This is a genomic window from Mesorhizobium sp. M6A.T.Cr.TU.017.01.1.1 (assembly GCF_004023115.1).
GTDB lineage: Bacteria > Pseudomonadota > Alphaproteobacteria > Rhizobiales > Rhizobiaceae > Mesorhizobium > Mesorhizobium mediterraneum.
Map to the genome: position 1 here is coordinate 1 of NZ_RZTA01000212.1, position 4,943 is coordinate 4,943.

Below are 4,943 nucleotides of genomic sequence, written 5' to 3' on the forward strand. Positions count from 1 at the left end.
CCCTTCTTCCTTCTCCCCTTGTGGGAGAAGGTGGCCGAGCGAAGCTCGGTCGGATGAGGGGTGCTGGCCGGGTCACTCCATTGAAGACGTAAACGCCTAAAATTCTTCGATATTTCACGCCGCGTTTCTTCCAACACCCCTCATCCGTCTCGGCGCTGCGCGCCGATCCACCTTCTCCCACAACAAGGGCAGAAGGGAGAGCCGACTTGGCTAGAACTTCGTCACCACGCCGATGCCGATGCCTTCGAAGCCGCCCATCGCCATCAAGGCCGCGGGCGCCTCGTCGAGGCTGATCCGCTTGCCGACCAGCAGTTCAGGCTTGAGTTTGCCGTTGCGGATCATCTCCATCATCGCCTGGTAGCGGTAGGCCTGCATGCCGTGGCTGCCGCGGATTTCGAGCTCGAAGGCGATCACCTTGTCCATCGGGATCTGTGGCCTGGCGTGATCGCCGAGCATCAGGCCGACCTGCACATGGCGGCCGCGCCGGCGCAGGTTCGCGATCGAGTTGAACGAGGTGGTGGGGTGGCCAAGCGCGTCCATCGACATATGCGCGCCGCCATTGGTGATCTGCTTGACCGCCTTGACCACATTCGGCGTCTTCGAGGCGTTGATCGTCGCCACGGCGCCGATCTTGCTGGCAAAATCCAGCTTCTCGTCGGTCAGGTCGATGGCGATCACGTTGGCGCCCATGGCGCTGGCGATCATGATCGCCGACAGGCCAACGCCGCCGCAGCCATGCACGGCCACCCATTCGCCGGGCGTCACCCGGCCCTGGTCGACAATGGCGCGGAACGAGGTGACGAAGCGGCAGCCGAGGCTGGCGGCGGTGGCGAATTCCATCTCGTCCGGCAAGCGGACCAGATTGGTGTCGGCATGGTCGATGGCGACATATTCGGCGAACGAGCCCCAGGCGGTGAACCCGGGCTGGGACTGGTGTTCGCAGACCTGATGATTGCCCGAGCTGCACTCGAAACAGTGGCCGCAGCCGACGGCGAATGGCACGGTGACGCGCTCGCCGGCCTTCCAGCGGGTCACTTGGCTACCGGCCGCCACTACGACGCCGGCAAGCTCGTGGCCCGGCACGTGCGGCAGGCTGATGCCGTCGTCATGGCCCATCCAGCCGTGCCAATCGCTGCGGCAGAGACCGGTCGCTTCGACCTTGATGACGACACCCTCCGACGCCGGCTCCGGATCGGGAACAGTCTGGATCGTCGGCGTTTCACCGAACTTTTCGAAGACAACGGCTTTCATCGGCAATTCCTCATGCTTTTATCCAACTCGCTCTATTCGGCATCGATCTGGTTCTCGGGTGCCGCCTTTTGGAAGGCCGGCAGCGCCATGCAGGCGGCGTGGATGCGTGTGATCGTCGGGTAGGGCGCCAAGTCGACGCCGAAACGGGCGTTGCTGGTGACCTGAGCGACCAGGCAGATGTCGGCCAGCCCCGGCGTGTCGTCGTGGCAGAATGTCCCGGTTTCGGACGAGGAAGCCAGAATTTTTTCAAGTGGCTGGAAGCCTTCGCTCACCCAGTGCCGGAACCAGTTGACGACGTCCTCGTCGCCGGCGCCGAACAGAGTGCGCAATGATGTCAGCACACGCAGATTGTTCACCGGATGGATGTCGCAGGCGATCATCTGCGCCAGCATCCTGACGCGGGCCCGGCCAAGGGCGTCCTGGGGCAAAAGCGGCGGTTCGGGCCAAGTCTCGTTCAGAAATTCGATGATTGCCAGTGATTGCGTCAGCAGCGTGCCGTCGCCCAGGATCAGTGCCGGCACCAGCCCCTGGGGATTGACCGAGAGATAGGCGGGCTCGAGATGCTCGCCGTGCCGAAGATGATGCGGCACGTATTGGTAGGTCAGGCCCTTCATCTCCAGCGCGATCCGCACCCGGTAGGAGGTGGAGGAGCGGTAGTAATTATGAAGGACGAGGTCGCTCATTCCTGCACATTCGGCCGATTTGCCCGACCGGGCAAGGCATGGTGGTCCGGAAATTGCCATCTCCGCCTTTCGGCTAGAGATGGCGATGTACTATTTGCCAATAATCTGGCCATGGTCACTGGGCTATTCTATCCTGCCTGAACCGAAACGAATGCCATGACCGCAGTCAACGATCGCGCCCGGTTTCTGATCATCGACGACCACCCGCTGTTTCGCGAGGCGCTGCACAGCGCTGTGCAAATGGCCTATCCGGACGTCGACACTGTCGAGGCGCGTTCGATCACCGAGGCATTTGAGCTTCTGGCGGATGCCAAGCCCTTCGATCTCGCGCTGCTCGACCTCAGCATGCCGGATGTGCATGGCTTCGACGGACTGCTGCAGCTTCGGACCCGCTATCCGCGCCTGCCGGTGGTCATCGTTTCGGGGCATGAGGAGCCCAAGATCATTTCCGAGGCGCTGTCCTACGGCGCGGCCGGCTTCATCCCGAAATCGGCGCGCAAGAGCGATTTGGCCGCCGCCATCCGCTCGGTGATGGAAGGTGCGATCTACGTGCCCGAAACCTACGAAGGCCAGCCGCCGGACGCCAACAGCACCGACCGCGCCGAAATGGTTCAGCGGCTTGCCAAGCTGACGCCGCAGCAATTGCGGGTGCTGCAGATGCTGCGCCAGGGCTTGCTCAACAAGCAGATCGCCTACGAGCTGCAGGTCGGCGAGACCACGGTCAAGGCACATGTTTCCGAGATCCTGCGCAAGCTCAACGTCTACAGCCGCACGCAAGCCGTCATCGAGGTTTCGAAGCTCGACAGTGCCGAGCTGTTTCGCGGCCAGGCGGGGTTTTAGGCGCCGGTTGCGGGCAGGCGTTCCGCTACAGGACGTCCACGATGAAAGCCATGGCGATCGATCATATCGTTCTCGCGGTCGATGACGTCGAGCGCCTGCCGTGCTGGCCACCGCAAACGTTGGGGATTGGCCTAGGTCTCCCCAACTTCGTCATCCCAGGGCGAAGCAGGAGCGAAGCTCCGTCGCGGAGACCCTGGGATCCAAGCCGTAACCTTGGCCGAAGGGTGCCGCGGAGCAGAATTCTGTACCGCAGCGGTGCTCATACCGGGAGCGACAATGCGGGCAAGGCGAGCCATGCGCTCAACCTACACACAATGACGGTTGTCCAACATGACAAAGTGCACTGTCACCGTAATTAGATCTCCGTCTGCTGGTGCCAAAGGAGCTGGTGCGATCGGGGCATTCGGGGATATAGTAGCGATACAGCGGTGGGGGCCGATATGAATCCGAAATTTCTAGTTGTTGTAGCCATGTTGGCTCCGTTTGCTCCGGCTAACGCCCATTCGGATGAGTATGCGTCCGCGGTTTTTCAGGTATACGGCGACAATTGCTCCCTTGATTTTCTCAAGAACATAGCCGTGCAGCGGCCTGCGGAAGAGGACATCGAGAAGATCAAGCGATACTTTGAAGGGAAATACCACTCTGAATGCACCCCGTTTTATAAAAACGAGGTCTACCCTCGGGAAGTCCATTTTCAATTATCCAGATGGGATATCTTCGGGAGGGACGGATCGAGCGTATTGAATGACAAAGAACTCATGCGGTTCGGAAGTTATTTACGTCTTTCTAACTTTGCCAAGCAGTATGAGTGTGGAAATCTAATTGATAAATATGTCGATGACTACGGCTATTTGGAGTCAAAACTTGTATCTCATGATGTGGAATCTGTGTCCAGATATTGGATTGAATTTGAAGAATACATAAAGTTTCAGACCCGCATGGCCTTTAAGAACGAAATGTGCCAGTTCATTAGCACATATAGCGATATGAAGATCGTCACCGTTAAAGACGAGAAAGAAACGATTCAAGCTCGCTACGCGGAATTGGTTGATACTCTGGTTAGAGATCCGAGCTTTCTTAGTGGCGTACTAAACGGAAGCCATAACAGCCAATTCACCGAGGTTGGTGGAAGCTATCAAGGGTTTCTCGAATACGTCCAGGAAACATTTGGGGTTCTGACAATCGATCTCGCGCTGTTTCAGAAGCTCCAGAAACACTATTACCCGGATTCCAGTGGGAACTGGACCGGACTTAAGATCGACGAGGAATATGGCCCAATAGACCGCTAGGACGATATCGACCTTAGCGGCAGGGTGCCTTAAGGATAGTCGTCGCTGCCCTTTCCACTGGCTTTGCGCGCTGTCGAGTGTCGGGAATAACCGTGACAGTGCACCATTTTTCCTGGCGCTAGCGCCTTCTGCCCGTGTCTTTGGGGATCAAGCCAGGAGATGCGCCAGCAGCGCGCGCAGTTGTGCCGGTTTCAGCGGCTTGCGCATCAGCTCGATGCCGGCCGCGCGGGCGGCTTTGGCAATTTTTTCCGAACCGTCGGCGGTGACGATCAGCGCCGGCACGGCGCGACCGAGGTAATCGCGGACCTCGGCGATGGTCGTGGTGCCGAGATCGCCGCCGTCGAGATGCTGGTCGGCTATGACGATGTCCGGCACCCAGTCCGTATCGCCAAGCATAGCGAGCGCATCACCGGTCGAGGTGGCGGGGCGCACCAGGCATTGCCAGCGCTCGAGCAGCGACGTCATCGCCTGCAGCACCTCGATGTCGTTCTCGACCAGCAGCACCTTGGTGCCGAACAGACCGTAGCCGCGCGGCCGCTCCATGTCGGCGGTGCTGGCAATGGCATCGACGCTAGCGCCGATCCCGACCGGAACGTCGATATGAAAAATCGTGCCATGTCCGACCTTCGACGAAAACGTCACGGGATGGCCGAGTGCGGCGGCGATGCGGCGCACGATGGCCAGACCCAATCCCAGCCCGCCGCCGGCAAGCCCGGCATCGGTCGGGATCGTGCCGCGGTGGAATTCCTCGAACACGGCCTCGCGCTGGTCGTCGGGAATACCGCAGCCGGTGTCGGCGACATCGATGCGGATCGTGTCGCCGCGATGTCTGGTGCCGACCAGCACGCCGCCGGAGCGGGTGTAGCGCAGCGCGTTGGAA

At 60.0% G+C, this 4,943-nt stretch carries 5 protein-coding genes; 2 read left to right on the plus strand and 3 right to left on the minus strand.

Annotated elements, in window-relative coordinates; genetic code table 11:
• Window positions 1-210: 210 nt before the first annotated feature.
• Together EOB36_RS33095 and maiA are read right to left on the minus strand one after the other, a co-directional pair.
• Entirely contained in the window at window positions 211-1,251 is a 1,041-nt protein-coding gene (locus EOB36_RS33095) for a zinc-dependent alcohol dehydrogenase family protein (protein ID WP_128286543.1), read from the minus strand.
• 32 nt (window positions 1,252-1,283) lie between these two features.
• A complete protein-coding gene (maiA, locus tag EOB36_RS33100) occupies window positions 1,284-1,934 on the minus strand; it encodes a maleylacetoacetate isomerase (RefSeq protein WP_128286544.1) in 651 nt (216 codons plus the stop codon).
• Between the two features lie 156 nt (window positions 1,935-2,090).
• Between maiA and EOB36_RS33105 the strand changes: the two genes are divergently transcribed.
• Together EOB36_RS33105 and EOB36_RS33110 are read left to right on the plus strand one after the other, a co-directional pair.
• Window positions 2,091-2,774, plus strand: coding sequence for a response regulator transcription factor (locus EOB36_RS33105; RefSeq protein WP_126106185.1), 684 nt, complete (start codon window positions 2,091-2,093; stop codon window positions 2,772-2,774).
• 440 nt (window positions 2,775-3,214) lie between these two features.
• The gene (locus EOB36_RS33110; RefSeq protein ID WP_128286545.1) at window positions 3,215-4,063 is read left to right on the plus strand and encodes a hypothetical protein; all 849 of its coding nucleotides are present in this window, start codon (window positions 3,215-3,217) and stop codon (window positions 4,061-4,063) included.
• A 147-nt stretch (window positions 4,064-4,210) separates the two neighbouring features.
• On the opposite strand, the gene EOB36_RS33115 is transcribed toward EOB36_RS33110, so the two are convergent.
• Window positions 4,211-4,943, minus strand: a 733-nt coding sequence (locus EOB36_RS33115) for an ATP-binding protein (protein WP_128286546.1), incomplete at its 5' end; no start/stop codon positions are given.